The following is a 26,079-nucleotide window of genomic DNA, read 5'->3' as shown; positions in this document are numbered from 1 at the left end:
GGCGTTGTCGGTGACCCGGCGGCATGGGGCCGCCGGGGCGATTCGCTTACTTGTAGAATTTCCGGAAGTCCGGCTTGCGTTTTTCCTTGAAGGCTTTCACGCCCTCCTTTGACTCGTCGGTGTCGTAGTACAGGCTGAGGGCCTGCATGCCGAGTGCACCGATGCCGGCAATGTTGTCGCTGTCGGCATTGAACGAGCGCTTGGCGATGGTGAGAGCGGTGGGGCTCTTCTCAAGGATTTCCTCGCACCACTTCTGCACTTCCTCGTCCAGCTGCTCCGGCGGCACCACGGCGTTCACCAGGCCCCACTCCAGCGCCTGCTGTGCGCTGTACTTGCGGCACAGGTACCAGATTTCCCGGGCGCGCTTCTCACCGACGACCCGCGCCAGGTAGGCGGTGCCGAAGCCGGGATCCACCGAGCCGACTTTCGGGCCGACCTGGCCGAAGATGGCGGTTTCCGAGGCAATGCTCAGATCGCAGATCACGTGCAGAACGTGGCCGCCGCCGATGGCGAAGCCGTTGACCCGGGCGATCACCGGCTTGGGGACTTCGCGGATGGTGCGCTGGAGCTCTTCCACCGGCAGGCCGATCAGGCCGCGGCCGTCGTACTGGCCTTCGTGGGCGCCCTGGTCACCACCGGTGCAGAACGCCTTGTCGCCGGCACCGGTGAACACGATCACGCCGATGTCCTTGTTCCAGCCGGCGCGGTTGAAGGCGTCCAGCAGTTCCATGCAGGTCTGGCCGCGGAAGGCGTTGTAACGGTCCGGGCGATTGATGGTAATGGTGGCGACACCGTTGGTTTCGTCGTAGAGAATGTCTTCGTAGTTCATGATGCGTGCTCCTGATTCGTTGTCTTGATGTGTGGAAAGGGCCGCTTAGCCAGCCATGGTCAGGCCGCCGGACACACTGATCACCTGGCCGGTAATGAAGTTGGCGTCGTCACTGGCGAGCAGGGCGATGATGCCGGGGTAGTCTTCCGGCTGGGCCAGGCGCTTCATCGGCACGGCGTTACGGAAGGCTTCCAGCAGCTTCTCCGGGTTCGGCGCGGTTTCCGCCACGCCCTTGAGCAGCGCGGTGTCGGTGGGTCCGGGGCAGACCACGTTCAGGCACACGTTCTTGGTGGCCAGTTCCCGTGCCACGGTCTTGCTGAAGCCCACCAGGCCGGCCTTGCAGGCGGCGTAGACGGATTCGCCGGAGGAGCCCACCCGGGCCGCGTCGGAGGCCACGTTGATGACCTTGCCACCACCGGCGGCGATCATCTTTGGCAACACCACGTGGTGCATGTTCAGGGCACCGGTGAGATTCACCGCAATCAGCTGATCCCAGAGCTTGGGCTCGGTTTTCAGGAACGGCATGAAGCGGTCGAAGCCGGCGTTGTTCACCAGCACCGTGGGCACGCCCAGATCGTTTTCGATGGCCGCCACCGTCTCGGTAATGGCCGCGTAATCGGTGATGTCGGCGGCGTAGGCTTTGGCCTTGCCACCTGCCTCGGTGATCAGATCCACCGTGGCCTGGGCTGTGGCTTCGTCACGGTCCAGGACGGCAACCAGGCTGCCTTCCTCGGCAAAGCGCCGGGATACCGCGCGGCCGATGCCGCCACCACCACCGGTAACAATGACTGTTTTTCCGTTAAGGCCTTTCATGGGTTGTTCTCCTGTTGCTCAGAGTAATGGGTCGGGTCAGGCGCGTTTGGCCGGTTCCAGGCGCACTTCTTTCGCCTGTTCCCGCAGTTTGAATTTCTGGATCTTGCCGGAGGCGGTGCGGGGCATGGCCTCGATCACTTCCAGGTATTCCGGCAGGTAGCTCTTGGAAAGCTGCTGTTTGGTCAGGTAGCTCTTGAGCTCGTCAAGGGTCAGGTCGGTGGCGTTCTCGTCGAGGGTGACATAGGCGCACAGGCGCTCACCCAGGCGCTCGTCCGGGCAACCCACCAAAGCCACATCGGCAATGCCGGGGAACTTGTAGAGCAGGTTCTCTACCTCAACCACGGGGATGTTCTCGCCACCGCGGATCACTACATCCTTGGTGCGGCCGGTGATGCGGATGTAGCCGTCCTTGTCCATGCGCGCCAGGTCGCCTGTGCTGAACCAGCCATCGTCATCCACGCCATAGAGTTCCGGGCGCTTGAGGTAACCGAGGAACAGGCTCGCGCCCCGAACCAGCAGGTTGCCCTCTTCGCCGGCGGGGAGTTCGTTGCCCTTGAAGTCGGTGATCCGGAGTTCCATGTAGGGCAGCGCCTTGCCATCTGACTGGCTGGCGCGCTCGGCTGGATCTTCCGGGCAGGTCATGGTTACGGCGCCGTTCTCGGTCATGCCCCAGGCAGAGACAATTTTGGCTTTCAGGGTCTTGCTTGCCTGTTCCACCACGGCGCTGGGAATGGGGGCACCGGCAGAGACGAAGATGCGCAGCGAGTCGAGATCGCCCTGGTGTTTTGGTGCGGTTTTCACCAGGTCGGCCAGGAACGGGGTGGAGGCCATGGTGAAGGCCGTCTGTTCTGCGGCGATGACCTTGCACACAAAATCGGCATCCCAGATGTCCTGCAGGATGGCCGTGGTTCCCAGGTAGATGGGCATCATGATGCCGTAGAGGAAGCCGGTCTGATGGGCAACGGGCGACGCCATCAGTACCTTGTCGTCGGCCGTCAGGTGCAGTCGGTCGGCGTAGGGCCGCACGTTGGAGAACAGAGTGTTGGAGGAATGCATGACACCCTTGGGCTCACCGGTGGTGCCAGAAGTGTAAAGAATCTGGATCACCTCGTCGGGACCGGGCTTGCGTTCGGCAAACAACGCCTCCGTGTCCGTTTGCTCTTCCCAGGGCGTCTCCAGCAGACGCCGTTCGAAACTGCGCTCACCTTCACCGCCGATTACCAGCACGGTTTCCAGTCTCGGCAATTCCGGGCGGATGCCATCCACCATGGCTTCGTAGTCGAAATTGCGGAACACCTTGGGGACCACCAGCAGCCTTGCCTCACCGTGCCCCAACATGAAGCGCAGTTCCCGCTCCCGGAAGATCGGCATGAGCGGGTTCAGGATGGCGCCGATGCGCATGCAGGCCAGGTGCAGGGCGGTGGTTTGCCACCAGTTCGGCAACTGGCAGGCCACCACATCGCCTTTTCCGATACCCAGGCCGGCCAGTCCGGCGGCCATGCGGGTAACGGTTGTATTGAGCTCCCGGTATGTCAGTGCGGTGCGGGTATCGCCGGTTACCTGATAGCCAACAATGGCCGCCCGGTCCGGGCTGTTGGCTACAGCCTGGTCAAGATAATCGGTGATGAGTAGGTCGTTCCATGCGCCGCTTTCCACCATGGCGGCACGGCGTTCCGGATTGAGAGTGATGCCTGTATCCATCTGATTCACCTGTTGTGTCCGGTTTGTTTTTGTTGGGTGGCCTGACCGCAAAAGCAGGTCGTTGCCTTGTCAGTTTCAACATACGCCTTCTTAAAATAATATAGCAACATGTTTCCTTAAAAAATATTTGGGTATACTATTTTTGAATCGCAATGAGCACTTCAGGTAATTTCTTTTAAAGTTATAAAAACAGGAATAAGAAATTTCCTATTAGTGGAGATGGTTATGAAATACAGCAACATGTTGCTTGAAAAGCCGTAGGGCGTGGCCTTCATCTGGCCCTCTTGCAGACTTCACAGCAGGGGCCTGACAGTCCACTATCAACACAAGATCAACAAACGGAGGCAACCGACATGGCCAACCAAGCAAGTTTCAACTGGGAAGACCCGCTGTTGCTGGACCAGCAGCTGACCGAAGAGGAACGCATGGTGCGCGACAGTGCCCGCCCGCCTGGCCCGGGACATGCTCGGTGGTAACGGGATCAGCGACGAATTCGGCGTGGCGCGGCATCTGGTGAACCTGGAGGTGGTCAACACCTACGAGGGCACCCACGACGTTCACGCCCTGATCCTCGGCCGTGCGCAGACTGGAATCCAGGCCTTCTTCTGACCGGAATGGTGACGGCTTTCGCCAAAGCGACCGCAGGGTGCCGGACGTCAATTAACCTGCGGTCGCTCTGGCCATTCTAATTGCGTAACATCACCTGAAAATACGGCGTGGCCGATTTTTTCTCGTCTTCTTGCTATTATCAGGGCCAATCAGGGTCAGGAAACGTACCGTCGAATCAGATTCCGGTACACAAATATCAAGGAAGAGGCGGGCCTTCTGCCACACAATTCCAATAAACCGTTTTTCAGAAGAAGTCCGCAATGCCAACTACCGTTATCTCCGGCTTTACCCATAACTTCCTCGGCAAGGCACCCGTCTGGTACAAACAGGTCATCCTGTTATTTCTCGCCGTCAATCCGATTGTCATGTACACCCTCGGGTCCGGAACTGCGGGCTGGCTGCTGATCGCGGAATTCATTTTCACCCTGGCCATGGCGCTTAAATGCTACCCGCTGTTGCCCGGTGGCCTGCTGGCGGTAGAGGCCCTGCTCATCGGCTTGACCTCGCCGGAGGCTGTCTACCTGGAAGTGCTCACCAACTTCCCGGTTATCCTGTTGCTGATGTTCATGGTGGCTGGTATCTACTTCATGAAGGAGTTGCTGCTGGTTACCTTTACCCAGATTCTGGTCGGCGTTCGATCCAAGTCAGCGTTGTCGCTGCTGTTCTGCAGCGCGGCCGCGCTTTTGTCGGCTTTTCTCGATGCGTTGACCGTTACTGCGGTGATCATTTCCGTGGCCGTCGGCTTCTTTTCGGTGTATCACAAGGTGGCGTCCGGCAAGGGCTACCAGCATGCCGACCACAACACCAGCAGCGACGAAGAGGTGATCGAGCTGCACCGGGAAGACCTTGAGAATTTCCGGGCCTTCCTGCGCAGCCTGCTGATGCATGGCGCCGTGGGAACCGCGCTGGGTGGTGTCACCACGATGGTCGGCGAGCCCCAGAATTTGCTGATTGCCAAGGTGGTGGGCTGGGATTTCGCCGGTTTCTTCATGAGCATGGCGCCGGTCAGCCTGCCAGTGCTGGTGGCCGGGCTGTTTACCTGCTGGGCTCTGGAAAAGCTGCGCTGGTTTGGCTATGGCGGGCGGCTGCCAAAACCCGTTCGCCGGGTGCTCGAGGAGTTTGCCGACAACGAACGCGCCAAGCGGACCAAGGCAGACCAGGCAGCCCTGTGGGTTCAGGCCGCCGCTGCACTGATTCTGGTGGCGGGGCTGGCGTTTCATCTGGCCGAGGTCGGCCTGATCGGCCTGCTGGTGATCATCCTGATTACCTCGTTTACCGGCATCACCGACGAGCACCAGATTGGCAAGGCCTTTCAGGAATCCCTGCCGTTTACCTCCCTGCTGGTAGTGTTCTTCGCGGTGGTGGCGGTGATTCACGATCAGCATCTGTTCAAACCGATCATCGATTACGTGCTGTCATTACCGGCCAGCCAGCAGCCGGGCATGTTCTTCATCGCCAACGGTTTTCTCTCGATGATCAGCGATAACGTGTTCGTGGCGACGGTTTACATCAGCGAGGTCAAGCAGGCGCTGGATGCCGGGGCCATCAGTGTCGAGCATTTCCGCGATCTGGCGGTGGCCATCAACACCGGCACCAATCTGCCCAGCGTGGCGACACCCAATGGCCAGGCTGCGTTCCTGTTCCTGCTGACGTCCGCCGTGGCGCCTCTGGTGCGGCTGTCCTATGGCAGGATGGTTGTCATGGCGTTCCCCTACACGGTGGTGATGAGCGGGGTCGGCCTGTACATGGTAATTAACCATATTTGACAATCTGTCCGGTTTTTTTTGCGTGGGGTGTCAGTGCAGATTTGCGCCAGTCTGTTAATCTTTGCGCGAACATACCAAAATTTCCGGACGCCATGCGCAGTATTTTCTCAGTCTACCCGTCTGCTTTTCCTTTGCCCGGGCTTTTTCAATCCGCACGGGTACTGGCTTTGCTCATTGCCTGCCTGGTATCGGCACAAGCGGTCGCTCAGGCCGGAGGTGCTGAAAAAACCCTTCGCGTGGCCTATCTCGAATTCCCTCCGCTGAGCTACCAGGCTGCCGATGGCACGCCGGCTGGCCGCTTTATCGAGCTTACCCGCAAGGTGGTTGCGGAGGCCGGCTACCAGCCGGATTTCATTTACCTGCCGGTGAGCCGGGTCTACCTCTATCTGATCAACGGAACCATCGATGTCTGGCCCGGGGTTACCGAGGTGCCCAGGCTGGAGGGCGAGGTGCTGGAAAGCTGGGTCAGTCCGTTCCAGGTTCAGTTAAGTGCCTGGTACCGAGAGGGCACAGAGCCACTCGAGCATTTTGACCAGCTGCAGGGCAAGCGGGTGATTGTGATTGGCGGTTATACCTACGGTGGCCTGCTCGGCTGGCTGGAGCGGAAGCCGGGCATCAGACTGACCGAAGCGCCGAATCACCGATCCGCGGTGGATATGCTCAAGCGCAATCGGGGCGATTATCTGTTGGATTACCAGGCGCCGGTTCAGGAAATCCTGAATGGGGGCGCAAACAACATCGTGCATGAGTCGAAAGTCCGGACGCGCAACACCGCCTGGCTATTCTCTCTGGCCAATCCGCGCGCGGCGATATTGCGCAACGAATTCGATGATGCCTACCTGCGCCTGGTCGAGAAGGGGGAGGTGCCGCCGGTACGGGAACTGACCGGCGGCTATGTGATTCCCGGTTTTCCGGAGCATCTGCGTTAGCCGGCTGCCGCGGTGGCGGATCACTGGTTCAGTTGGATATCACCGTACCACGCCGTGGCGGTTTCACCCGTGTTGTCCGAATCCGACATGATTGCGATGCCCACGATCGGTGGCGGTGCTTCACCGAACGCCTTGCGGTAATCCGCCACAATGTCCCTTTCCACAGTGACCCACTCGCCGACGTTGGTGGCCCCCGAGTTAACGGCAATCATCACGGTTTTTTCGGTGTAGGGATTGGGCACAAACTCCCCCTTCGGCAGGGTATTGGCCCAGATATAATTCAGGGCATTGCCCGGCAGTGACTCCCCGAACAGCACTTCCACCGCCTTACGTTTCGCTCGCTCAAAAAAACCGGCCTTTTCCGGCTGGAACTGGAAAGCCACGTAGATGCGCGCCGGGTAGTCATCGCCGGATTTCTTCCGGGCATTGCCTTGCTCAAACACATTGGAGACCTTCCAGCGCCATCGCAATACCAGCGATTCCGAAGGCTGGATAGTCACCCGGGCGATCAGGCCCGAGGCGCCACCAGATGTGGCGGCCTTGACCACCTGCATCCCGTCCTCGGTGACCAGCTCGTAGCGGGTGTGCTTCTCGATCTTGGGGAAGTTCAGGGGCTCCCAAGCGGGTTGCAGCGTTTCAATAGAGGAAAAGTTCTCAATCCGGGTGCCCTCAGCGCTGCTGGCGAGGACAGGCCAAGTAAAAGAGATCAACAATAGCCATACAACCCGCATAGGTTATTCACTCCGGGAGATTTCGGGGCATGACCCCATATCACTCAAGGATAACATGAGGTAGGTACCGTGAAAGGTCCTGCGTTATGGGCCCAGTGTCCTCCCGAACAGAAATGCCTGCTGGCTGGTCGTCCACCAGCCAGGACCCGATCAGCACGTGCTGATCGCCGAATCGCGGAACCGGATGGTAGGCCTGATAGACGTGACCTTCCTCGCCGTAGGGGCCACCTACTGTCTGAACCGGAATGCCCGATTGAACCACTGTGACATTGGCACCTTCCCGGGAGAAGAGAGGCTTCCGTACGAAATCCCTGAGCACTCTGCCGGCTTCCTGTTCCGTGAAATAGGCTGGCAGCAAGTTGGGGTGTCCGGGGAACATTTCCCACAGAGCAACCAGCAATGCCTTGTTGGACAACACGGACTTCCAGGGTGGCTCAAGCCAGCGGGTTGAATTTTGCGAGAGGAATTCCCCGAATTGTTCTCGCAGCATGAACTCCCAAGGGTAAAGTTTGAAGACGTTGTCGATCACCCGGTTGCTGTCGTCGGTGAATCGATGCCTGGCATCTATACCAAGATCGCTCATCAGCAAACGATGGGTGGCTATGCCAGCTTCTTCTGCACAGTCGGCTAGATAGGTGATTGTGCCCCAGTCTTCGACACTGTCGGCGCAGCAGGCGAGGTGAAGCAACTGGCCAGGTGGCACGATGTGCGCGAGGCGGGCGATGAGCTTTTCCTGCAGGCTGTTGAACTGATCGCAGTCACGCCTCAGTGTGCCCAGATCCACATTCTCTTCAAGCCAGAGCCATTGCCAGAAGCCGGTTTCGTACAGACTGGTGGGTGTGTCGGCATTATTCTCGTAGAGTTTTGCAGGGTTTTTGCCGTCGTACGCGAAGTCGAGGCGGGAATACAAGCTCGGATCCTGACGCTGCCAGCTTGCCAGAATCAGGTCCCAGTGCGATTCGGGAATCGCGAAGGCGCTGAGCCATCGTTCGTTGTGCACCACTTTATCCACCACATGAAGACACATTTGATGGATTTCCGCCGTTGGGGCTTCCAGATCCTGCTCGATCTGACGCAGACTGAACTGGTAGTACGCCCCTTCATCCCAGTACGGCTGCCCGTACATGGAATGAAAGTGGAAGCCGTATTCCGTGGCCCGTTCCCGCCATTGGGGACGCTCACTGATGCTGTTGCGGAACATTCAGCCACCCCAGCTCCAGCCACTGCCTGAGCGGCTGCTACTCCAGCTGTTCGCGTACTGGCTCATGGCGGCCACCTTGTAGCCAAAGCCGCCTCGGGACAATGTGTTCGAACTGACACTCAGAAAGCGGCTCCCAAACGCGCCGGCATCATGGACCCGCCCGGACGTCGAGGCTTTGACCGGCATTCCATCCACCGTGTAGTAACCACGTTTGCCCTTGTTCCGGAACTGCAGGAGGGGCTCTGATGCCAGGGTTCGTGACCCTTCAAACAGAGGGCGGGCGACGAACGCGTCCATCCGGGGCTGAGCGTGGAGGACTGTCCTCGTTGTTATCCGCTTTCTGTCGTCATCCAGAACGTAGTAGTAGGTGCTGTCGGTGGTGCAGGCGCCATCGCCAAAATCCACTTCACAGTCGTCCTCGTTACGGTAACGAGGCCCGTACGTGGCCGCTTGCTGCTTGGAGGTCTCGTAGGCCGACTCGCACTCGGCGGCAAGGTGCGGAAGTGACCGCAGGCAGTCCTGTGCATTTATGAACACATACCCGGGAACACGATCGTCCGAACTGCAGCCTGACATTATCGCACCAATGGCTGCCGTCAGTGGAACGAGAGGATAAGACCTTACCTGTTTGCGCATTCGCACCAAGCGGATCATCGAAGTTCTTTTCATCGTATGACCCTCCCCTCAATAACTCATGCAGGCGGCATTCAACAGCCCCACGGCCACAGCCGTACCCCCTGCAAGGATCCCGGCGCTTGTTTCCTGGTTCACAATCCGGGTCGATAACCCCGGAATCACCAGCCACACAATCAGGTATGCCAGAATCTGGGCAATCAGGGCGATGGCACCCCAGATCAGGAAGTCGTAATAGGAGGCGGAATAGGTTGCCGCTCCGCTCAGGGCGACGCTGAAGCCGACAATAGACCCGGTGAGCGCAATGGCGGCGGCAATGTTCTTCTTTTCGCGAACCAGCTGCCACTCCCGGTGCGGAGTGATCAAGGGATACAACCACTTGAAAATCAGCAACAGCACCAGCGAGGTGCCAAAAGCGAGGGCAAAATCGTCAAGTCCGGACAGTGACGGATGAAGCAGGTTTTCTTCCATGAAAGGTCTCCTTGTTTGCTGCGTGCCGGTGCCTATCCGGCGGGCTGGTTGGTTTGATCAACGAATGCGTGCCAGTCTTCTGCCAGAATACGGCGGTTGGCAATGTAATAGATTCGGGCGCCGGGGCCGACTGGGTACGTCAGGCCCGGGTTGATCTCGATGGATTTCTCACCCGGCTCCTGAACACCAATGATCAGTGCGTCAAAGATCTGCTTGAACGGGTGAAGCAGATCGCCAACGCTTTGCCGGGGCGCTGTTTCCGGCAACATCAGCGAGAACTGGGTCATACCGCCGGCGACGCTCAGGAGATCGTGGTGAAGGGCGCTCGAGCCGGGATCCGCTGCCGACTTCGCCAGCATTTCGACGGCCACGGAGGGTGTGCACTCAACGGTGGGGCAATGATGTGTCAGTAACTGGCTCAGTCGCTCGTTGTTGAAGTAGGCAATCATGTGGGCCGCAGGGTTCAACTGATAGCACAACAATGCACAGGTCAGGGTGACATCGTCCTCCGGCGAGTCAATGATCACGCAGCTTGCCTGCGCAATGCCGGTACGTTTCAATTCCCTTTCATCGGTGTATTGTCCCAAGCGCACGAAATAGATGCTGTCGGGCATCGGGTTTTCCTGGGGCGAGGTTGCGGCAAGCAACACCGCACGGTTGGACCCGGCCATGGATTCCTCTTTCAGCAGTAGCTCCAGCAGATGGAGGGTTCGCGTGTCGTTCCAGCCGATAACAACGATGTGATTTTCAAATACCTGGAAATCTTTCATACCTTTGATTCCTTTCTGCCAATGATGCACTGCAAACGCGCCGATCCGGCCGATGGTCAATGCAAACAGACTGAGCCCCGCGGGAACGATAAAGCCGATGGTCCAGATACGGCCAATCGTTGTTTCTGGCGAGAAATCGCCGTAACCGACAGTGGATGCGGTAATGATCAGCCAGTAGAAGAAGTGGTCCGGAGAGGTGAGAGAATGCTCGCCCGCCAAACTCAGCCCGGCCCAGGACAGGGCGGCATAAGAAATGAGCATTACGGCGAGATTAAGGCCGGAGAGCTCGGCAAAGTAGTTGGCAAACAAGGCCCGCAGCCGCTGGAAAATTATCATAATCCAAACGACCGCCGTACTGCGGAAAAGTAAAAAGAGTGCAACAGAAACACCGCCGAATCCTTGGCTCGATGAATAATATCCGTCGCGGAGTGATCCGCGAAGCCGGCGTATTTCGCCCCAAACAGGAACCAGTGTCAAGTTCGGTTGTTCGCGTGTGTTGGGTTGCTACCGGTGGAATTTGGGCATATAGTGTTTGCGTCTCTGGTTTAACACTATATGTTGTAATTTTAACAGCCAAACCTCCACAGCATAAAGTATCGGGAATCCGGTGAGACTCCGGAACTGACGCGCAGCGGTATTGGGGAACAAGCGTGGCATCAAGACACTGGCGCAAGCCGGGAAGTCGCCACACGAGGCCGAATCGAACGATTCACGCCCCTGAGTCCGAAGACCTGCCAGGGAAACAACTGCACCTTCGCGTTTCAAGGTGAGCAGACCGGACTCAGGCCAGACGTGTAGGTCGGATTAGCAAAGCGTAATCCGACACCCCTGTCTGCGCCAAACCGCCTTTGCCGGATTACGCTTCGCTAATCCGACCTACGGTGGTGCTCCGATTCTCTGCCTACGCGATGGTGAAAGGAATTCAACGCGTATTCAGGAGAACACACATGTCCGCCTCAGCCCTGGCCGAACCCCGGCCAACCTCGCACACCGATACTGAATCCCTGCAGGTCATCAAACGTAACGGAACGCTTGTCGGCTTCGATCCGTCGAAGATCAGCATTGCCGTGACCAAAGCGTTTCTCGCTGTTGAGGGTGACAAGGCCGCCGGCTCGGCCCGCATCAACGATGCCGTACGCCGGGTTACCGACCAGGTTATTCAGGCCATCAGCCGGCGCCTGAAAGCCGGCGGCAAGGTGCATATCGAAGACATTCAGGACCAGGTGGAACTGGCCCTGATGCGGGCCGAGGAGCAGAAGGTGGCCCGCGCCTACGTGCTGTACCGGGAAGAACACGCCCGGGAACGCGCGCTTCACGCCCCGGTGGAAGCCCACCCACACCTGACTGTGAAACAGGCCAACGGCGAGATTGTCCCGCTGGATCTGGGCCTGATGAAACTGCAGGTGGAGCAGGCCGCCACCGGGCTGGAAGGCATCAACGGCGACTCCCTCGTGGAGGACGCCCTCACCAACCTGTACGACGGCATAGCCGAGGAAGACGTGCTGTCCGCACTGGTGATGACCGCCCGTGGCCGCATCGAACAGGAGCCTGACTACAGCGCGGTTACCGCCCGGCTGTTGCTGGAACAACTGCGGCTGGAGAACGCCAGCGCACTGGACCTGCCCCGCAGCCTGCCGCTGGCGGAGATCTACCCACAGGCCCTGAGCGCCTTTATCGAAGCTGGCATTCGCCACGAGCTGCTGGACGAAGCGCTGGCCAGTTTTGACCTGGAGCGCCTTGGCGCTGCCCTGAACCCGGAGCGTGACCTGCAATTCGGCTTCCTCGGTCTGCAAACCCTGTACGACCGGTACTTCCTGCACTGGAACAAGGCCCGTCTTGAGCTGCCCCAGGTATTCTTCATGCGCGTCGCCATGGGCCTGGCCCTGCGCGAAGACGACCCGAACGCCCGCGCCATCGAGTTCTACAATCTGTTGTCGTCGTTTGACTACATGGCTTCCACACCCACGCTGTTTAACAGCGGCACCCGCCATTCCCAGCTGTCGTCCTGTTATCTGACGACGGTCGGCGATGATCTCGAAGACATCTACGGCGCCATCCGCGACAACGCGATGCTGTCAAAATGGGCTGGCGGCCTGGGCAACGACTGGACCCCGGTACGTGCGCTCGGCTCCCACATCAAGGGCACCAACGGCCAGAGCCAGGGCGTGGTGCCGTTCCTGAAAGTGGTGAACGACACCGCCGTGGCGGTGAACCAGGGTGGCAAGCGCAAGGGCGCGGTCTGTGCCTACCTGGAAAGCTGGCACCTGGACATCGAGGAGTTCCTGGAACTGCGCAAGAACACCGGTGACGAACGCCGCCGCACCCACGACATGAACACCGCCAACTGGGTGCCGGACCTGTTGATCGAGCGGATGCGTGACGACAAAGACTGGACCCTGTTCTCCCCCAGCGATGCTCCGGATCTGCATGACCTGTACGGCAACGCCTTCCGTGAACGTTACGAGCATTACGAAGCGCTGGCCGAGCAGGGGAGGATCAAACTGTTCAAGAAAATTCCGGCCAAACAGCTCTGGCGCAAGATGCTTACCGTGCTGTTCGAAACCGGCCACCCCTGGATCACCTTCAAGGACCCGTGCAACCTGCGCTCCCCCCAGCAGCACCGGGGCGTGGTGCACAGCTCCAACCTGTGCACGGAAATCACCCTGAACACCGGCGCCGATGAAATTGCCGTGTGCAACCTGGGTTCCGTGAACCTTGCGGCTCATATCGCTAACGGCGAGCTGGATGTGCAGCGCCTGGAGCAAACGGTGAACATCGCCGTGCGCATGCTCGATAATGTCATCGACATCAACTACTACGCCGTGCCCCAGGCCCGCAATTCCAACCTCAAGCACCGCCCGGTCGGCCTCGGTCTGATGGGCTTCCAGGATGCGCTCTATCAACTGGGCCTGCCGTATTCCAGCCCCGAAGCGGTGGAGTTCGCCGACGTGGCCATGGAGCAGCTCAGCTACTTCGCCATTCGCGCCTCCGCCACGCTGGCCGGCGAACGCGGCGTTTACGAAAGCTACGAGGGCTCCCTCTGGCAGCAGGGCATCCTGCCGATTGACTCCATCAACCTGCTGAAGGAAAACCGCCGGGAAGGGGACCTGTCTGTGAACACCAACGCCCGGCTGGACTGGGCGCCGGTGCGGGAGCTGGTTGTGAAGAACGGCATGCGTAACAGCAACGTCCTGGCCATTGCCCCTACCGCCACCATTTCCAACATCGTGGGTGTATCCCAGTCCATTGAACCGGCGTACCAGAACCTGTTCGTCAAATCGAACCTCTCCGGCGAGTTCACGGTGGTCAATCCCTCCCTGGTCCGCGATCTCAAGGCCGAAGGCCTGTGGGACAACGTGATGGTCAATGACCTCAAATACTTCGACGGTTCCGTGCAGCAGATCGACCGCATCCCGGCCGAGCTCAAGGCCCGCTACGCCACCGCCTTCGAGATTGATGCGAGATGGCTGGTGGAAGCGGCAGCCCGGCGCCAGAAATGGCTCGACCAGGCTCAGAGCCTCAACCTCTATATGGCCGAGCCCAGCGGTAAGAAACTCGATGCCCTGTACCAACTGGCCTGGGAGCGTGGCCTGAAAACCACCTATTACCTGCGCTCCCTGGGTGCCACCGGCGCCGAGAAAACCGCACCGGTGTCTGCGCCACAGCCACAGGTATGCAGCATCGACAACCCGGATTGCGAAGCCTGCCAATAACCCGCAGGCCAATGTAGGTCGGATTAGGCGAAGCACCCGTAGGTCGGATTAGCAAAGCGTAATCCGATAACAAAGCCAACTCAAACACCGATGTCGGATTACGCTCCGCTAATCCGACCTACGAACGCCAAGAACACCAGAATTCAGAGGTAACACAATGCTTAACTGGGACGACGAACCAACCACCCAAACCAAGCCGGCGAATACAGAAGGCCCGGCCCCCGTGAACGTAGACGACAAGCGCGTTATTAACGGCGAAACCGACATCAACCAGTTGGCGCCGTTCAAGTACCCCTGGGCCTGGGAGTACTTCATGAACGCCAACAAGAACCACTGGACCCCCCTGGATGTGAACATGGCCCAGGACGTTCACGACTATCATCACCGGCTGACGGCGCCGGAAAAGCACGTGTACGAAAACGTACTCGCCTACCTCACCACCTCCGACATCCTGGCCATGCGCAACATCGGCCTGGCGGTGATGGAAAAGATGAGCGCCCCGGAGCTGCAGATCTACCAGGCCCGACAGGTGTATGAGGAAGCCATGCACACCTGGGCCTACCAGCACTGCATCGAGACCCTGAACCTCGACCAGAGCGAAATTTACAACCGCTACCGCGTGGTGCCCGCCATCAACGGCAAGATCCAGATCGCCAACCGCCGACTGGATGCGGCCATGCGCCCGGACATGAACCTGCGCAACCAGGAGGACCTGCAGGAATTCATTATGTCCTACCTGTTCTTCGCGGCGGTGTTCGAAGGCACCTGGTTCTACAACGGCTTCAGCCCCATCTTCGCCCTGCAGCGCCGGGGCCTGATGCGCGGCACCGGCGAACAGCTGCAATACATCCTGCGGGATGAGGCCATGCACTTCTCCTTTGGCCTGAAAGTCGTAAACCAGATCGTGGAGGAGGAGAACATCGCCTTCGATCCGAAAGCCGTGCGTGAGATGTGGGACGAATCCGAAGCCGCCGAAATGGCCTACGCCAACTACATCCTGCGGGATCCGATTCTTGGCTATTCCGCTGAATACCACACGGAACAGTTCCGTTTCGTGGCCAACCGTCGTGCCCGCACCGTGGGCCTGGAGGAGCCGTTCCCGGGCGCGAAGAACGTCTCGCCCTGGCTCGACGAGCAGGCCACGATGCGTAAGGAAAAGAACTTCTTTGAGACCCGGGTGATTGAGTATCAGACTGGGGCTCAACTGGAGTGGTAGCCGGCTTGATGCCGGCCGGGGTGATAGTAAAGTGATCGAAGGCAGCCTGTATTCACTGGCGCCACTGCGCTTTCTGTGCGACGAGATGGGGAGGGAAGCCACGTCAGGCGCATGCGACAGGCGCTTGAGGTAATGAACGGATGGCGTTAGCCCAGCGGGCTGCGGACACCTGCAAAGCCCTGGCCGAGCACGTGCGTGTAAATCTGAGTAGTGCGCAGATCCGAATGGCCGAGTAAATCCTGAACCGTGCGGATGTCATTGCCGCGTTTTAACAGCTCAGTAGCGAAGGTGTGGCGGAAGGTATGACAACCGGCGCGTTTACCAATACCCGCAGCTTCCACAGCATTACGTACGGCTCTCTGAACAGAAGAGATATGCCGGTGATGGCGGGAAACATTGCCAAGATTATCCGTGCTGAGTGAAGGGGACGTAAAAAGCCACTGCCATTCCAGCGAGTGCCCGGCTTTGGGATATTTCCGGGCCAGGGCATAGGGAAGGCTGACCGGATGAATAAATTCTTCGCTGCGCTGCTTCCAGGCATCAGTGATCGCTTCTATCCAGTCTTGTAATGGTTTTATTAAAGTGGGGGGCATCAGTGTAGTGCGGTCCTTGGCGCCTTTGCCATCTCGAACGGTAATCACCTGCTGCTGGAAATCCAGATCCCTGATACGCAGACGGCACGCTTCCGTGACGCGTAAACCGGAGCCATAGAGAAGCGAAGCGATTAATTTATTGGGTTCACCCAACTGATCAATGATGCGCATCGCTTCGTCATGGGTAAGCACCACCGGCAGCTTTCGCGGCTTCTTTGAGCGAACGACACTGCCGATCTCCCCAAGTGGCTTGTCCAGCACTTTGTCATACAAAAATATCAATGAGTTCAGGGCCTGGTTCTGCGTTGCCGCTGCCACGTTGCGATGCACTGCAAGCCAGGTCAGAAAATCGTTTACCTCCCTTGGCCCCATTTCGCGAGGGTGTTTCATCTGGTGAAACCGAATGAAATGGCGAATCCAGTACCAGTAAGTCTTTTCGGTGCGAATGCTGTAATGATTCACCCGAATGACCGCACGTACCTGATCACGCAGACGGGGCTGCTTTCCTTGCATGGATAATGGCTCCTTGCCAAATACTGTATGTATGAACAGTATTATCGGAGGGGCAGATCACAGATGTCAAATGATTGCGTGGCATCGGCAAAAGCCATGAGCTAAGCTTCTGATTTATAAATTCTTGGGTTGAATTCTTGGGGTTGGCAAAACCGTAATCATGAAGCGGTCAGATTTTTGCAATCACTGAGGCATCAGTCCAATTGCTGTTAGAGGGGAGCTGCTCATGGCAACGCACCCGCATAAATTGCTAGTTTTGAAGGCTTTTTATCTGGGGCAAGGAATTGCAAAGAAAGGTACTTATGTGGCGCCTGCAGTTGCTATGGTAGATGCCGCAATAGCTTTTCTAGAGCCGAAGCAAGATGAAACAAGTCGTGTTAGGTTGCTGTTCTACGTCCTATTGAAAGCTGAAATTCTGAGGTCTAACCCAAGCGTGGCAGATCTTAGAAGTAGAGCCAGGAATATTTCGCGAGCAATGGGTTCCGAAATGTTTGATGAGTACATGGCAGTTGAAGAAGAAACACAAACCCGTGTCAGAGCTGGCGGTATACAGAAAGGCGTTATTGCAGATCAAGGCATCCGTACAACCGAGACTTTTTTAGCGAAGTATGGTTCTTTCGTGAAAACAGAAGTTGTCGACTACGCTTGCAAGGCGCTCGGTATAAGATCTCTGTCAGATAAAGAGTTTCACTTCGTGCACAAGACCAGTTTAAAAGAATTACTGGAAAAGCATGGAGTACCATTTTCAATATAACCAAACACAGCTTGTGCGTCGGACACGCTCTTCCTTCGCGTTATCAGCCGATTAGGAGATCCTGTGGGTGTAATCGATAAAGCAACATACACCGCTAAATGTCAATGTGGTGAATTCGAGTCTGTTACGTTGCTTGAACATGGGTCTGCGTACGGCGGATCATGGCAACCAAGCATGCCCATGACTTGTTTCAAAATTACCTGGAGTGCTGATGGTTTTGGAACTCCACGCATCACATCAGCTAGGTGCAAAAAATGTGGTGGTGTTCCGGAAATAACCGTCACCTAGTCCAAGTGGTTCTATATCCTCTAACAAGTGACTGTGGTGTCAATCACATATATTAAGCCATATTTTCACGCCACGATTCCTGGTTTTTGACCATCGTATTGAGTACCACAATCATCTTTCGCATGCAGGCAACGACGGCCACTTTTGGAATCTTCCCCTGTGCCTTCAAGCGTTCGTAAAAGCGTTTGAAAACAGGATTGCATTGGATGGATGAGAGCATGGCCATGAACATCACGGTTCGGACTCTGGGGCGCCCACCTCGTATCCTCCGTTTGCCATTGAGCTTGCCGCTGTCTCGATTGATGGGTGCGACACCGACCAGTGCGGCGATCTCCTTTCGGTTCAGAGAACCGAGTTCCGGTAGCTCGCTGAGGAAGGTGTAGGCGAGCACTTTTCCGACACCGGGCACACTGGTCATGATGTCCATTTTGGTACGCCAGTGATCCACTTTGGCCACTTCCTGCTCGATCTGTCGGGTGATTGTTTCAATCTGACTCTGGAGCATTTTGAGTAAGCTTTTAATGGATCGGTGAAGGGGCTTCGGCATGATCTGGAGACGGTTTTTCTCCATGGTGGACATTTCCAGAAGCTGTGCCCGCCTGGCTAGTAAGTCTCTAATCTTCTGGGAGGTTTTGTCCGGGATGGGTCTGAATTCCGGCTTCAGTGTGGCGGCATATTTGGCAATCACCTGGGCATCAATACGATCGGTTTTGGCGAGCACGCCAATGGCCTGAGCGTAACGTCTGACACTGGTGGGATTGACGACTATGATCGGTAAGCCTGCCTGATTGCAGGCCTGAACCAGGGCATGCTCATGGCGCCCTGTGGCTTCCACCACGATTCGTTCAATGTCGTAGTTCTTGAGGATTTTCACGAACCGATGAATGTGGGCTTCGCTATTGGGTATTGAATAAAATTGTCCGGAAGGATGGAGAGCGATATCAAGGTTGGCTTTACCAACGTCGACACCGATATTCAGTGAGGTTTGGATTTCTGTGGTGTTCATAATAAGCTGACTCTGCCTTGCTATACGGGCTCGAGGCCCCGATGACTGTACGAGTTATCGCTTGAGAGTCATGCAGCGCTACGCACTTGTTACCGGTCTCTCGGATGAGGAGCCTGCCAACATCGAGCTGCCGCATGAAGGCCCCCAGCGGCCACTGGGGGTGGGCCTCAATTTACCCAAACACGGTAGAAATTATCCATACAAGGCCAAGCACAGCGACAGCTTTTCCGTTGCGGCTTCGCCTCCATTACAAAGCTGCGCGTGTTGGCAGCGTTAGCACCTCAGGCGCGACGGCTGTCGTCCACGTCATCAGCAAGCCAAGCTTTGATCAGCGACTGATAGGGCATATCCCGCTTGTTGGCCTCGATTTTGATCCGATCAAGCAAAGTTTCGGGCAAGCGGAGTGAGATAGTCTTTGTTGAGGGCTTCAACTTCGGGAAAGAAGCCGGTTTTGCCTGACTCCAGTCCAGGTAATCGGAGGAGTCGTGGGTCTCCCAGAACTCTCGCTCTTCTGCTTCAGTTTTGAACTCAGGCATCTTTTTTGGTTTGCTCATAAACAGCCCTCTCTTTTCGGTGCATGTCGCGAGCGGAAATCACCCGAATCAGCGTACCGTTCTGCCTCAGTGTGAACGTGATGTGGAGTAATCTCTCATCATCGGTTTCACCAAGGGCATGAAAACGGGCCTCAGTCTGGCTGTGTTTGGAGTCTTCCAGCACCAGAAGCGGCTCATTAAAGAAAATTTCTTCCGCTTCAGACTGGGTTACACTGTGTTTCTCCGCGTTCTTGCGGGAGTTACCTTCGTCCCAGTCAAAGCCAGTAACTTGTGCCCAATTGATCATAAACGTATATTATCAGCATATACGCAGGCGTCAATAAGTGCTGACCAGTCGGTCAACCGGGCGCCAAAAGCGTGCCGCTTTTGGTTTCCTCCGCTGGCGTTCCGGCGCCGGTTACCTAAGCGTTATGCCCTAAAGCAGATGCCCCTCAGGCAACATGCGTTTGTGCAGGATGCGGATAATTTCAACAATACCCTCGGTGGCTAGCCGATAAAATATGATGTGGCTCCCCTGAGGGTACTGTCGGTAGCCTGGACTTATCTCATTGCAAGCTTGCCCCAAGTTCGGATTGTCTGCCAGAAGGTGGAAGCATTGATCGAACTGGAGGACATAGTGGTTTCGTTGATCTCGACCCCATTCACGCTCCGTGTATAGGGCAATAGATTTGAGGTCAGCTTTGGCCTTCCTGGAAAGCTTGAAACTTGGCATCAGCGCCCTTCGTTGTCCAGTTCACGAATAAACGAGTCATAGGAGTAGTCTTCGAAACCACTATCCTCGCCTTCCTTAAGCAATTTACGAAGTGTAGTCAGGCGGGTTTCAGACTCTTCAAGCAGGCGCAATGCGGCACGAACGACCTCGCTGGTTGAGCTGTATCGGCCATTTTTGAGCTGTTCTGCAATGAACGCATCAAAATGTTGGCCTAAAGTGATGCTGGTGTTCTTTTGCATGATGCCACCTCGCTAGTACCAATAATTGGTATATTTTGGTCCAGGTGGCATAACAATGCAATCCACGCGACAAGCGCTTGGTTGTGGGCGTTATGCTTCTCTCAGGGCAGGCTCAAGTCCAAGGGAATCAACAAAAGGGATAAAGGCGCGATCCAGGAACAACAGGGGTAGCTCCTTCTCTATGCAAAATGTCGCAATGATCACGTCGGCAGTCTTTCTGATCGTGATGCCCCTTTTACGAAGTGCTCGATAATTGTCGGCGCACTTGGCTGCCATATCGTTGCCAAACATTTCATATTGTTCCAGCGCGAGCAGGCTTTGTTTGGTTTCGTAGCCGGAGGCTTTGAGGGCTTCCGCCATCAACTGATCGTCAATGACAATGTTCGTTCTCATGGTGCACCTATGTGTATGGGATATAGTTTCTATACACTATCTAGCACTTCAGGGAAGACATAACACAATTGGCTGCACCGCGACCGCTTTTTCCGTCGCTTCGCGAGCGTGTCATGACGAAAGACTCCGGTCTTTGTTGCTGTACTCAAGAGGAGGGAAGGCCCCTCGGTCTCGGTGACCAGACACCGGGATCAAACCGCCCTGTGCGGCTCGCATTAAGAGTGCGGGTCGTGAGCGACAGGGGAAAAGGCCGCCAAGACATTTCTAGGGGGGTAGCATGGCCAAGACTAAATTAGATCCCGAAGAGCAAGCGCTGCTGGAGGCACTGCAACGGCGAGCACTGGAAGAGGGACTTCCTTACCAGTCCCTCGTCTCTAGTGTCCTGCACAAGTATGTCTCCGGCGGCCTCAAGGACATCTCTGCTAACAAGCCAAGCCAGCGGACGCGCTAACGTGCGCCGCTGCCTTCTGCGTGTGTTTCTTGACCGCACCTGTTAACTGGTGCTAACAATGGCACCGAATCGTTGATTAGGTAATCACTATGCAAGTGAAATTTTCCGAGGATGTCATTCCTTTATCAGACCTGAAGATTAATCCCGGAAAGGTGGTTGGTCGAGCGAAGGATACGCATCGACCAATCCTGCTTACCAGTCGTGGCCGCGGCATAGCTGTTGTTCAGGGACTCGAGGATTATGAGCGAACCGCAGAGGAATTGCGGTTTGTAAAGGCGGTGGCACAGGGACTTATGGATGTTCGCGAGGGCAACACAGTATCGCTGGAGGACGCCAAGAAAACGTTGGGCATCAAGTAAATGGAATTACGCATCGCACAGTCCGATCTTGAGGACTTACAGGCTATTCAGGAGTATTACAAAGAGCAGGATGTGCCACATATCGGTGATGATTTCGTGGCTGCTATCCTTGAGCATTGTGAAATGCTTCAAATCCACCCGGATGCTGGCCGAGTTGTTCCTGAATTCAACCTCGACCATATTTGCGAATTGATCCACGCGCCATTTCGTGTTGTTTACCTCAGGCAGGCTAAAGAGGTTGTGCTCATACGAGTCTGGCGGAGTGAGAGGCAGCTCGAATTACCAGAAAACGAAACATAACCAGGCCATGCACAGGATGCCAAACCCTTCGCTTCGCTGCGGTTCTGTCACCGGTGATGGCGGGCGTTAGCAGCTCAGGTCCGACGGCTGTCGTTCACATCATCTGCAAGCCAAGCCTTGATCAGCGATTGGTAGGGCATATCCCGCTTGTTGGCTTCGATTTTGATCCGATCAAGCAGAGTTTCCGGTAAGCGGAGTGAGATGGTCTTGGTTGAGGATCTGGTTACCCTGAACGCCCAGGTCCAGCAGGATAATGCCCACGATGGTCGCCGCAATGACTCCCGAAACACACAAGAAGGTAACTTCTCCATGAAGGAACCCAAACAGGTTGCCGGCCTCGCACCGGATCGTCTTTGCAATATTAACGACCACCTTGACCGGCAATATATCCGGCCCGGGAAATTGCCCGGCGCGCTGACACTGGTGGCCCGGCGAGGCGAAATTGCCTACGTGAACGCGCAAGGGCTGATGGATGTGGAGCGCAACAAGCCGGTCCGCCGGGATACGGTTTTCCGCATTTATTCCATGACCAAGCCGATCACATCCATCGCCATGATGCAGCTGTATGAGCAGGGGCGGTTTTTACTGGACGATCCCGTGCACAAGTACATTCCGGCCTGGAAAAACCAGCGGGTTTACAAAAGCGGAGTCTATCCCAACTTCCTGACCACCTCCGCCACCAGCGCCATGACCATTCGCGACCTGTTCACGCACATGTCAGGCCTGACCTACGGTTTTATGAACCGCACCAACGTTGACGCGGCTTACCGGGAGCTGAAGCTGGATGGCAGCCGGAATCTGACGCTGGAGGCACTGGTCAGCCAGCTGGCGGAACTGCCGCTGGAGTTCTCACCAGGGACGGCCTGGAACTATTCGGTCAGCACCGATGTGCTGGGGTATCTGGTGCAGTTGCTGGCGGATAAGCCGTTTGATGAGTACCTGCAAGAGCATATCTTTGAACCTCTGGGCATGTCTGACACCGGCTTCCAGGTTCGTGACGATCAGCTTGACCGCTTTGCCGCCTGTTATCAGTTCCAGCCTGGCGATCAGTTCACGCTGCAGGACGACCCACAGACCTCTCCGTTCCGGCACAAAAGCAAGTTTGTGTCGGGCGGCGGCGGGCTGGTTTCTACCATTGACGATTATTTCCACTTTGCCCAGGCCCTCTGTCAGGGCGGGGAATTCCGGGGGCGGCGGATTATTGGCCGGAAAACGCTGGAATTCATGCGTCGAAACCACCTGCCAGGCAATCAGGACCTGCCGGGCCTGTCTGTCGGTGCATTCAGCGAGACACATTATGCCGGGAGTGGCTTTGGTCTGGGCTTTTCGGTAAAAACGGACGTCGCCAAATCCCAGATCAACGGGTCGGTCGGCGAGTATGGCTGGGGTGGCCTGGCGAGCACCAACTTTTTTATCGATCCGGTCGAGGAACTGGTCGTCATCTTCATGACCCAACTGATTCCCTCGTCGACCTACCCGATTCGTCAGGAGTTGCGGGCCATCATTAATGGCGCGCTGGTGTGATCCACCGGCGCGCACAGCCTTGGGAAAACGGAAGCCCGGCCAAAACGGCTATTGGTTATGTCGCCCAACCGCGCCAGACGCTTCAGGCCGCCTGCATCGAAACGCGGGTCCCGTTGAACGCCGCGTTGCCGGTCAGCGCATCAATGCGCTGTGAATCCGTCACATCGTTCATGCTCACTCCCGGTTGCGCCTGGGCTATGGCCATGGCCGTGTCCGGCCGGTTGTGGCCCCAGCCCTGGGGCATGCTGATCACGCCTTCGAACATATCGTCATCGATTTCCACTGGCAGTTGAACGCTGCCGGTGGCGGATCTGACCGTCGCCATCTGGCCGTCTTCCAGGCCGAGTTTGCGGGCATCGGCCGGGCTCATCTGCAAAGTGCACGGGTTCTTGCCTTTCACCAGCCGGTGGGAATTCTGGGTCCAGGTGTTATGGCTGCGGGGCAGCCGGCGGCTGATCAGGGTGAACGGATAGTCGTTGTTCTGGTTTGCCTGCAACAGACCCGAGGCATCCAGGCGTTTCAGATCGTCCAGGTACAACCGGGGGGCAAGCCGAATCCTGCCGTCCTCGGTCTGGATGCGTTGTTCCAGGCAGGGCTGCAGTGGCCCCAGGTCTACACCGTGGGGGTTGGCTTTCAGCTTCTCCAGGCTCATGCCCTGTTTGCCGTAGGCGCCGTGTTTGAGGCCAAGATCGAGCATCGCCTCCGGGGTTACGCCATCGTCCTGCTGGCCGCTCAGGTGCAGGGCCAGATCCCGGAGAATCTCCCAGTCGTGCTTCTGGTCCGGCGTTTTCTCGAACATTGGCTGCGAGAACCTGGCGATGTTGCGCACGGCGAAGGAATTGAAGAACACATCAAAATGCGGCACTTCCAGACCGGTGGTGGCCGGCAGAATGAGGTCCGCATGGCGGGTGGTTTCGTTCAGGTAGATATCCACCGCCACCATGAAATCCAGTGCATCAAAGGCTTCCTCAAGGCGGGCCCCGCCGGGGGCCGAGAGCACCGGGTTGCCGGCGATGGTAATCATCGCGCGGATCTGGCCCTCGCCCGGGGTGAGGATTTCATCCGCCAGGGTGGCGACCGGGAACTCGTTGTTGAAGTAGGGCAGTTTTCGGACCCGGGACTCGTAGCGGCCATAGGAACTGGGCTTGCCCTTTTTATCCCGTACCAGATCGAAGGCCGGCTGGGGGAACATGGCGCCACCGCGGCTATCGAAGTTGCCGGTGAGAATGTTCAGCAGGTTGTTCAGCCATTGGCACAGGCCGCCGAAGGATTGGGTCGAGGCGCCCATGCGGCTGTAGCAAACGGCGCTTTCGGCGGCAGCCATATTCTTGGCCAGCTCACGGATGGCATCGGCGGTCATGCCGCAGGCCTCCGCCACGGTTTCGGGTGAATAGGGTCTTACGGCCCCGGCCAGCTGCTCCAGCCCGTCGATCCGGCCTTCCAGGTGGCCCAGGCTAACCAGCTGTTCCTCGAACAGCGTATGCACCATGGCGAGCATGAACAGGGCGTCGGTTTCCGGGCGGATAAACAGATGCTGGTCGGCCTTTTTCGCGGTCTCGGTGCGGCGGGGATCAACCACCACCACCTTGCCACCGCGCTGCTGGATAGCCTTAAGGCGTTTTCCTACTCCGGGGGCGGTCATCATACTGCCGTTGGAGACAATCGGGTTGGCGCCGATGATCAGCATGAAATCCGTGTGGTCGATGTCCGGCACAGGAATCAGCATGCCGGCGCCGAGCATGTAATTGGAGGCCACGTGGTGCGGCAACTGGTCGGCGGAGGCGGAGCTGTAGCGGTTATTGGTGCCCAGGGCCTTGAAGAACCGGGGCAGCATGATGGCATTGCCGAAATTGTGGGCGTTGGGGTTGCCCAGATACACCCCGACCGCGTCCTGGCCATGGTCTTGCTGGATGCCCCGGAAACGGGAGGCGATTTCCCCGAATGCCTCATCCCAACTAATCGCCTGCCAGCCATCGGCAGTGCGTTTTATAGGTGTTTTCAGGCGCTCCCTGTCGTTATAGAAATCCTGCAGGGCCACTGCCTTGGGGCAGATATGGCCCTGGCTGAACGGGTCGTCGTTATCGCCCCTGATCGACAGGATCTCGTTGCCCCGATGCTGGATTTCGAGGCCACACATGGCTTCACAGATGTTGCAGGTGCGATAGTGGGTCTGAATCTCGCTCATATCGAAAGGCTCGGTTCCGGGAATTGTCGTTATTGGTTCCCGAAGTGTGGCACAACCCGCTGCAAAATCAGACGGTCGGAATTCACATAAAACTGGTGAATCCCGCCAGGTGCCAGGCGTTGTTACTCAGTGGCAGTGTGCATGGGCTGCCGCGTCTTCATCCCTGGGGTCGCCCATTCCGCCCTTGAGGCCGAATTTGATCAGCAGCAGGTTGGCCGGCCAGGCGGCAAACAGGCCCAGTGAGAGCGACACATAGAGCGATGACCAGAACAGCGCGTCGTCCATGGTCGATTGCCCTCCCAGGTAAAGGTCAGTCGTTATCGCTACGGCTTCCATCACCACGATGCTGATGGTTTCGGCGACGAAAGCGCCCTTTAAGGCTTCTTTGAAGGCCATGCCGTTCTGCATCATGGGGCCGATATTCAGGGCAAAGCCGAATATGTACGCCAGTGTGAAGGTAATGATGGCGGCCCAGAAATTTCCCATGGCGAACAGGCCGACCGAAATAAGCACCCCGAGAATCTCGCCGACGCCACAGCCGGAATAGCAGTGCGCGACCGAGCGAAAGCCCTTGCGGGCGAGACTGTCGGTGGCAATCTGTTTGCGACCGGAAAACCGGTAAATGGCCACGCCCACGGGGCCAGAGTACAGGACTGTCAGGCCCCATACCCACTGCATCATGGAGGCTATGTGGCTGTTGCTGGTTCTTAGGTCATAGACCACCCAGGCAACACTGGCGGCGACAAGCGCCAGCCAGATGCCCAGGCCGGTCCAGGTGTCGAGCAGGGTCTGAATCTGGTCAAGGGTCATAAAGGGAGAATCCTTT

Annotated in this window: 28 protein-coding genes, 1 pseudogene and 1 riboswitch; of the genes and pseudogenes, 11 read left to right on the top strand and 18 right to left on the bottom strand. The window is 57.2% G+C overall.

Going from position 1 to position 26,079, the window contains the following annotated elements; all coding sequences use genetic code 11:
- Positions 1-46: 46 nt before the first annotated feature.
- Genes msub_RS15415 through msub_RS15405 form a run of 3 tightly spaced genes read right to left on the bottom strand, consistent with a single transcriptional unit; the run spans position 47 to position 3,343 of the window.
- On the bottom strand, positions 47-829 hold the full coding sequence (locus msub_RS15415) for an enoyl-CoA hydratase-related protein (RefSeq protein ID WP_048496830.1): 783 nt from the start codon (positions 827-829) through the stop codon (positions 47-49).
- Positions 830-874: 45 nt separating this feature from the next.
- Positions 875-1,642: an SDR family NAD(P)-dependent oxidoreductase gene (locus msub_RS15410; protein WP_048496829.1), complete on the bottom strand. Its 768-nt coding sequence runs from the start codon at positions 1,640-1,642 to the stop codon at positions 875-877.
- 36 nt (positions 1,643-1,678) lie between these two features.
- On the bottom strand, positions 1,679-3,343 hold the full coding sequence (locus msub_RS15405) for an AMP-binding protein (RefSeq protein WP_048496828.1): 1,665 nt from the start codon (positions 3,341-3,343) through the stop codon (positions 1,679-1,681).
- A gap of 353 nt (positions 3,344-3,696) precedes the next feature.
- On the opposite strand from msub_RS15405, the gene msub_RS22395 reads away from it, so the two are divergent.
- The 4 genes and pseudogenes from msub_RS22395 (at position 3,697) to msub_RS15395 (ending at position 6,647) form a co-directional block, all read left to right on the top strand.
- On the top strand, positions 3,697-3,819 hold the full coding sequence (locus msub_RS22395) for a hypothetical protein (protein ID WP_264750626.1): 123 nt from the start codon (positions 3,697-3,699) through the stop codon (positions 3,817-3,819).
- Positions 3,788-3,952: pseudogene (locus msub_RS21245) on the top strand (acyl-CoA dehydrogenase family protein); the annotation flags it as partial. The gene msub_RS22395 and the pseudogene msub_RS21245, both read left to right, overlap by 32 nt.
- Positions 3,953-4,212: 260 nt before the next feature.
- Positions 4,213-5,718 (top strand): sodium/proton antiporter NhaB, encoded by a 1,506-nt coding sequence (gene nhaB, locus msub_RS15400; RefSeq protein WP_048496827.1) that lies wholly within the window; start codon positions 4,213-4,215, stop codon positions 5,716-5,718.
- 92 nt (positions 5,719-5,810) lie between these two features.
- Positions 5,811-6,647 (top strand): substrate-binding periplasmic protein, encoded by an 837-nt coding sequence (locus msub_RS15395; RefSeq protein WP_082146507.1) that lies wholly within the window; start codon positions 5,811-5,813, stop codon positions 6,645-6,647.
- Between the two features lie 20 nt (positions 6,648-6,667).
- Here msub_RS15395 and msub_RS15390 read toward each other — a convergent pair whose 3' ends face one another.
- The 5 genes from msub_RS15390 to msub_RS15370 form a co-directional block, all read right to left on the bottom strand.
- Entirely contained in the window at positions 6,668-7,378 is a 711-nt protein-coding gene (locus msub_RS15390) for a DUF3047 domain-containing protein (protein WP_048496825.1), read from the bottom strand.
- 40 nt (positions 7,379-7,418) lie between these two features.
- Positions 7,419-8,579: a glutathionylspermidine synthase family protein gene (locus msub_RS15385; protein ID WP_048496824.1), complete on the bottom strand. Its 1,161-nt coding sequence runs from the start codon at positions 8,577-8,579 to the stop codon at positions 7,419-7,421.
- Complete coding sequence (locus tag msub_RS15380) at positions 8,580-9,155, bottom strand: DUF1190 domain-containing protein (RefSeq protein WP_048496823.1); 576 nt, start codon at positions 9,153-9,155, stop codon at positions 8,580-8,582. It lies immediately after the preceding gene.
- A gap of 108 nt (positions 9,156-9,263) precedes the next feature.
- On the bottom strand, positions 9,264-9,683 hold the full coding sequence (locus msub_RS15375; protein WP_048496822.1) for a DUF350 domain-containing protein: 420 nt from the start codon (positions 9,681-9,683) through the stop codon (positions 9,264-9,266).
- Positions 9,684-9,715: 32 nt separating this feature from the next.
- Entirely contained in the window at positions 9,716-10,789 is a 1,074-nt protein-coding gene (locus msub_RS15370) for a potassium channel protein (RefSeq protein ID WP_048496821.1), read from the bottom strand.
- Positions 10,790-10,977: 188 nt separating this feature from the next.
- A riboswitch (cobalamin riboswitch) is annotated at positions 10,978-11,206 on the top strand.
- A gap of 194 nt (positions 11,207-11,400) precedes the next feature.
- On the opposite strand from msub_RS15370, the gene msub_RS15365 reads away from it, so the two are divergent.
- Complete coding sequence (locus msub_RS15365; protein ID WP_048496820.1) at positions 11,401-14,166, top strand: ribonucleoside-diphosphate reductase subunit alpha; 2,766 nt, start codon at positions 11,401-11,403, stop codon at positions 14,164-14,166.
- 157 nt (positions 14,167-14,323) lie between these two features.
- Entirely contained in the window at positions 14,324-15,382 is a 1,059-nt protein-coding gene (locus tag msub_RS15360; RefSeq protein ID WP_048496819.1) for a ribonucleotide-diphosphate reductase subunit beta, read from the top strand.
- Between the two features lie 146 nt (positions 15,383-15,528).
- Here msub_RS15360 and msub_RS15355 read toward each other — a convergent pair whose 3' ends face one another.
- Positions 15,529-16,488 carry an integron integrase gene (locus tag msub_RS15355; RefSeq protein WP_048496818.1) on the bottom strand — a complete coding sequence of 320 codons (960 nt, stop codon included), beginning with the start codon at positions 16,486-16,488 and terminating at the stop codon, positions 15,529-15,531.
- Between the two features lie 226 nt (positions 16,489-16,714).
- On the opposite strand from msub_RS15355, the gene msub_RS15350 reads away from it, so the two are divergent.
- Positions 16,715-17,242 (top strand): hypothetical protein, encoded by a 528-nt coding sequence (locus tag msub_RS15350; RefSeq protein ID WP_048496817.1) that lies wholly within the window; start codon positions 16,715-16,717, stop codon positions 17,240-17,242.
- Positions 17,243-17,582: 340 nt separating this feature from the next.
- On the opposite strand, the gene msub_RS15345 is transcribed toward msub_RS15350, so the two are convergent.
- The 6 genes from msub_RS15345 to msub_RS22220 form a co-directional block, all read right to left on the bottom strand.
- Positions 17,583-18,536 carry an IS110 family RNA-guided transposase gene (locus tag msub_RS15345; RefSeq protein WP_048494337.1) on the bottom strand — a complete coding sequence of 318 codons (954 nt, stop codon included), beginning with the start codon at positions 18,534-18,536 and terminating at the stop codon, positions 17,583-17,585.
- Between the two features lie 281 nt (positions 18,537-18,817).
- Complete coding sequence (locus tag msub_RS15340) at positions 18,818-19,090, bottom strand: BrnA antitoxin family protein (RefSeq protein WP_048496816.1); 273 nt, start codon at positions 19,088-19,090, stop codon at positions 18,818-18,820.
- Positions 19,065-19,376 carry a BrnT family toxin gene (locus msub_RS15335; protein ID WP_048496815.1) on the bottom strand — a complete coding sequence of 104 codons (312 nt, stop codon included), beginning with the start codon at positions 19,374-19,376 and terminating at the stop codon, positions 19,065-19,067. The genes msub_RS15340 and msub_RS15335 overlap by 26 nt, the downstream gene beginning before the upstream one ends.
- A gap of 129 nt (positions 19,377-19,505) precedes the next feature.
- Positions 19,506-19,802 (bottom strand): type II toxin-antitoxin system RelE/ParE family toxin, encoded by a 297-nt coding sequence (locus msub_RS15330; RefSeq protein WP_048496814.1) that lies wholly within the window; start codon positions 19,800-19,802, stop codon positions 19,506-19,508.
- Positions 19,802-20,041 (bottom strand): type II toxin-antitoxin system ParD family antitoxin, encoded by a 240-nt coding sequence (locus msub_RS15325; RefSeq protein ID WP_012140687.1) that lies wholly within the window; start codon positions 20,039-20,041, stop codon positions 19,802-19,804. The genes msub_RS15330 and msub_RS15325 overlap by 1 nt, the downstream gene beginning before the upstream one ends.
- 90 nt (positions 20,042-20,131) lie before the next feature.
- Positions 20,132-20,434 (bottom strand): type II toxin-antitoxin system VapB family antitoxin, encoded by a 303-nt coding sequence (locus msub_RS22220; RefSeq protein ID WP_156182781.1) that lies wholly within the window; start codon positions 20,432-20,434, stop codon positions 20,132-20,134.
- Between the two features lie 277 nt (positions 20,435-20,711).
- On the opposite strand from msub_RS22220, the gene msub_RS21845 reads away from it, so the two are divergent.
- The 3 genes from msub_RS21845 to msub_RS15310 all read left to right on the top strand — a co-directional run bounded on the left by msub_RS21845 (position 20,712) and on the right by msub_RS15310 (position 21,544).
- Positions 20,712-20,885, top strand: coding sequence for a hypothetical protein (locus tag msub_RS21845; RefSeq protein ID WP_197083847.1), 174 nt, complete (start codon positions 20,712-20,714; stop codon positions 20,883-20,885).
- An 89-nt stretch (positions 20,886-20,974) separates the two neighbouring features.
- A complete protein-coding gene (locus tag msub_RS15315; protein ID WP_048496812.1) occupies positions 20,975-21,244 on the top strand; it encodes a type II toxin-antitoxin system Phd/YefM family antitoxin in 270 nt (89 codons plus the stop codon).
- Positions 21,245-21,544 (top strand): type II toxin-antitoxin system RelE/ParE family toxin, encoded by a 300-nt coding sequence (locus tag msub_RS15310; RefSeq protein WP_048496811.1) that lies wholly within the window; start codon positions 21,245-21,247, stop codon positions 21,542-21,544.
- 74 nt (positions 21,545-21,618) lie between these two features.
- Here the strand turns inward: msub_RS15310 and msub_RS21240 are convergent, their stop codons facing one another.
- Complete coding sequence (locus msub_RS21240; protein WP_082146506.1) at positions 21,619-21,855, bottom strand: CopG family antitoxin; 237 nt, start codon at positions 21,853-21,855, stop codon at positions 21,619-21,621.
- On the opposite strand from msub_RS21240, the gene msub_RS15305 reads away from it, so the two are divergent.
- The gene (locus tag msub_RS15305; RefSeq protein ID WP_048497153.1) at positions 21,854-23,068 is read left to right on the top strand and encodes a serine hydrolase domain-containing protein; all 1,215 of its coding nucleotides are present in this window, start codon (positions 21,854-21,856) and stop codon (positions 23,066-23,068) included. The two genes, msub_RS21240 and msub_RS15305, sit on opposite strands and share 2 nt — an antisense overlap.
- A gap of 82 nt (positions 23,069-23,150) precedes the next feature.
- Here msub_RS15305 and msub_RS15300 read toward each other — a convergent pair whose 3' ends face one another.
- Together msub_RS15300 and msub_RS15295 are read right to left on the bottom strand one after the other, a co-directional pair.
- Positions 23,151-25,253 (bottom strand): molybdopterin-dependent oxidoreductase, encoded by a 2,103-nt coding sequence (locus msub_RS15300; protein WP_048496810.1) that lies wholly within the window; start codon positions 25,251-25,253, stop codon positions 23,151-23,153.
- A 126-nt stretch (positions 25,254-25,379) separates the two neighbouring features.
- A complete protein-coding gene (locus tag msub_RS15295; RefSeq protein WP_053077962.1) occupies positions 25,380-26,063 on the bottom strand; it encodes a DUF4396 domain-containing protein in 684 nt (227 codons plus the stop codon).
- Positions 26,064-26,079 lie beyond the last annotated feature (16 nt).

The organism is Marinobacter subterrani (assembly GCF_001045555.1).
In the GTDB taxonomy this organism is placed as follows: domain Bacteria; phylum Pseudomonadota; class Gammaproteobacteria; order Pseudomonadales; family Oleiphilaceae; genus Marinobacter; species Marinobacter subterrani.
Note: the sequence above shows the minus strand (reverse complement) of the source record. Positions and strands in the feature narration are given on the sequence as shown.

Excerpts from the sequence above, each read along its gene's own strand:
- msub_RS15415 (WP_048496830.1), bottom strand. The coding sequence starts at position 829 with ATGAACTACGAAGACATTCTCTACGACGAAACCAACGGTGTCGCCACC.
- msub_RS15410 (WP_048496829.1), bottom strand. The coding sequence starts at position 1,642 with ATGAAAGGCCTTAACGGAAAAACAGTCATTGTTACCGGTGGTGGTGGC.
- msub_RS15405 (WP_048496828.1), bottom strand. The coding sequence starts at position 3,343 with ATGGATACAGGCATCACTCTCAATCCGGAACGCCGTGCCGCCATGGTG.
- msub_RS22395 (WP_264750626.1), top strand. The coding sequence starts at position 3,697 with ATGGCCAACCAAGCAAGTTTCAACTGGGAAGACCCGCTGTTGCTGGAC.
- nhaB (WP_048496827.1), top strand. The coding sequence starts at position 4,213 with ATGCCAACTACCGTTATCTCCGGCTTTACCCATAACTTCCTCGGCAAG.
- msub_RS15395 (WP_082146507.1), top strand. The coding sequence starts at position 5,811 with ATGCGCAGTATTTTCTCAGTCTACCCGTCTGCTTTTCCTTTGCCCGGG.
- msub_RS15390 (WP_048496825.1), bottom strand. The coding sequence starts at position 7,378 with ATGCGGGTTGTATGGCTATTGTTGATCTCTTTTACTTGGCCTGTCCTC.
- msub_RS15385 (WP_048496824.1), bottom strand. The coding sequence starts at position 8,579 with ATGTTCCGCAACAGCATCAGTGAGCGTCCCCAATGGCGGGAACGGGCC.
- msub_RS15380 (WP_048496823.1), bottom strand. The coding sequence starts at position 9,155 with ATGTCAGGCTGCAGTTCGGACGATCGTGTTCCCGGGTATGTGTTCATA.
- msub_RS15375 (WP_048496822.1), bottom strand. The coding sequence starts at position 9,683 with ATGGAAGAAAACCTGCTTCATCCGTCACTGTCCGGACTTGACGATTTT.
- msub_RS15370 (WP_048496821.1), bottom strand. The coding sequence starts at position 10,789 with ATGATAATTTTCCAGCGGCTGCGGGCCTTGTTTGCCAACTACTTTGCC.
- msub_RS15365 (WP_048496820.1), top strand. The coding sequence starts at position 11,401 with ATGTCCGCCTCAGCCCTGGCCGAACCCCGGCCAACCTCGCACACCGAT.
- msub_RS15360 (WP_048496819.1), top strand. The coding sequence starts at position 14,324 with ATGCTTAACTGGGACGACGAACCAACCACCCAAACCAAGCCGGCGAAT.
- msub_RS15355 (WP_048496818.1), bottom strand. The coding sequence starts at position 16,488 with ATGCAAGGAAAGCAGCCCCGTCTGCGTGATCAGGTACGTGCGGTCATT.
- msub_RS15350 (WP_048496817.1), top strand. The coding sequence starts at position 16,715 with ATGGCAACGCACCCGCATAAATTGCTAGTTTTGAAGGCTTTTTATCTG.
- msub_RS15345 (WP_048494337.1), bottom strand. The coding sequence starts at position 18,536 with ATGAACACCACAGAAATCCAAACCTCACTGAATATCGGTGTCGACGTT.
- msub_RS15340 (WP_048496816.1), bottom strand. The coding sequence starts at position 19,090 with ATGAGCAAACCAAAAAAGATGCCTGAGTTCAAAACTGAAGCAGAAGAG.
- msub_RS15335 (WP_048496815.1), bottom strand. The coding sequence starts at position 19,376 with ATGATCAATTGGGCACAAGTTACTGGCTTTGACTGGGACGAAGGTAAC.
- msub_RS15330 (WP_048496814.1), bottom strand. The coding sequence starts at position 19,802 with ATGCCAAGTTTCAAGCTTTCCAGGAAGGCCAAAGCTGACCTCAAATCT.
- msub_RS15325 (WP_012140687.1), bottom strand. The coding sequence starts at position 20,041 with ATGCAAAAGAACACCAGCATCACTTTAGGCCAACATTTTGATGCGTTC.
- msub_RS22220 (WP_156182781.1), bottom strand. The coding sequence starts at position 20,434 with ATGAGAACGAACATTGTCATTGACGATCAGTTGATGGCGGAAGCCCTC.
- msub_RS21845 (WP_197083847.1), top strand. The coding sequence starts at position 20,712 with ATGGCCAAGACTAAATTAGATCCCGAAGAGCAAGCGCTGCTGGAGGCA.
- msub_RS15315 (WP_048496812.1), top strand. The coding sequence starts at position 20,975 with ATGCAAGTGAAATTTTCCGAGGATGTCATTCCTTTATCAGACCTGAAG.
- msub_RS15310 (WP_048496811.1), top strand. The coding sequence starts at position 21,245 with ATGGAATTACGCATCGCACAGTCCGATCTTGAGGACTTACAGGCTATT.
- msub_RS15305 (WP_048497153.1), top strand. The coding sequence starts at position 21,854 with ATGAAGGAACCCAAACAGGTTGCCGGCCTCGCACCGGATCGTCTTTGC.
- msub_RS21240 (WP_082146506.1), bottom strand. The coding sequence starts at position 21,855 with ATGGAGAAGTTACCTTCTTGTGTGTTTCGGGAGTCATTGCGGCGACCA.
- msub_RS15300 (WP_048496810.1), bottom strand. The coding sequence starts at position 25,253 with ATGAGCGAGATTCAGACCCACTATCGCACCTGCAACATCTGTGAAGCC.
- msub_RS15295 (WP_053077962.1), bottom strand. The coding sequence starts at position 26,063 with ATGACCCTTGACCAGATTCAGACCCTGCTCGACACCTGGACCGGCCTG.